The organism is Nguyenibacter vanlangensis (assembly GCF_013376155.1).
Taxonomy (GTDB): Bacteria; Pseudomonadota; Alphaproteobacteria; order Acetobacterales; family Acetobacteraceae; genus Gluconacetobacter; species Gluconacetobacter vanlangensis.
The window spans coordinates 1-1,329 of sequence record NZ_JABXXP010000740.1; the positions used below are offsets into that span (position 1 = coordinate 1).

The 1,329-nt window shown below is 69.6% G+C and carries 1 protein-coding gene and 1 pseudogene; both read right to left on the minus strand.

Annotated elements, in window-relative coordinates; genetic code table 11:
• A pseudogene (locus HUK84_RS18595) lies at positions 1-684 on the minus strand (FUSC family protein); the annotation flags it as partial.
• A partial coding sequence (locus HUK84_RS18600) for an HlyD family efflux transporter periplasmic adaptor subunit (protein WP_176641550.1) occupies positions 665-1,329 on the minus strand: 665 nt, incomplete at its 5' end. The pseudogene HUK84_RS18595 and the gene HUK84_RS18600, both read right to left, overlap by 20 nt.

Consider the following 1,329-nt stretch of genomic DNA (forward strand, 5'->3'; position numbering starts at 1 on the left):
GGCATCGGATCGCGCACCGGGCTGGGCACCGGGCCGCAGCAAGGCGGCCGCCATGCGCAGGCGCGCCGCGATGGCGTCCGTCAGCACCGTCTTGGGCGACGGGCAGATCAGCAGCCCCAGCACGACCATCACCAGGCCCGGCAGGGCGATGAACAGGTCGGTATAGAGCAGCGCCCGCGTGATGACTTCACCCACCGGCAACTGGTCGATGGAAATCAGCCCATAGACGGTCATCAGGCCCAGCACGTAGGAAACGGGCTTCAGCTTGCTGGCCGACCCCAGGAAGAAGAAGCCGAAGCTCAGCACCGCGACACCGGCGACGATCCCGGCCGGGTGATCCAGCGTCAGCCGCATCGTCGCATAGATCAGCGCCAGCACGACCAGCATGATCAGGTTGACCACCACGGCGACGATCAGGTTGCTCACCCGGTCCTTCTGCCACAGCGCCATCGTGACCAGCGCCGCCACCGCCAGGTCCGGCACCTGCCAGATTTCCCCCAGCAGCACCGTGACCGTGCAGGCGGCCGCCATGCGCACGGCATAGCCCAGCCGCCCCGGAACCGGGTCGCGGACCAGCGACCAGACCCGCGCCGGCGTCATCCGCCCCCGATCGGGCCCGTCGCCGAGGCCAGGGTCGAGATCAGGGTCGGGATCAGGATCGGGATCAGGGGCAGGCGGCGCCATGCCGGATCTCGACGGTGGCGGTCGCCCCCAGGCGCAGCAGGTTCAGGTCGGCCCCATTCGGCTTCAGGTCCAGCCTCACCCGCACCGGAAAGCGCTGGGCGACATGCACCCAGTCCATTTCGCGCGGCACCAGCGGCGGCGCGGACGGCGCGCCGGCCGAATCCGCCGACAGCACGCCCCAGCCGATCGAATCCACATGGCCGCGCATGGCCGCGTGGCGGTCGATCATCGAATAGACCGTGGCGCAATCGCCCGGGCGGATCGACGCCATGTCGACCTCGCGGATATTGGCGGTCGCATACCACGCATCGTTCAGGATCAGGGTGAACAGCACCTGCGACGGCGCCAGAATCTCCCCGGGTCGGACGCGCAGGCTGGTCACATAGCCGTCGGCCGGCGCCACCACCACCGTCTGGCGCAGTTCATAGCGCGCATGGTCCAGCGCCGCCCGGCTGGCGGCGGCGGCGGCCAGCGTGCTGTTCAGGTCGCCGATCGCCACCTGGGCCGCCTGCTGCTGCTGGCGTGCCTGCGCCAGCGTGATTTCGGAATCGTGCAGCGTCACAAGCGCCTGGTCATATTGCTGCCGGGGGATATAGGCATGGCCGGCCAGCGGCCCCAATCGCGCGACGGTGCGGGACGCCAGGT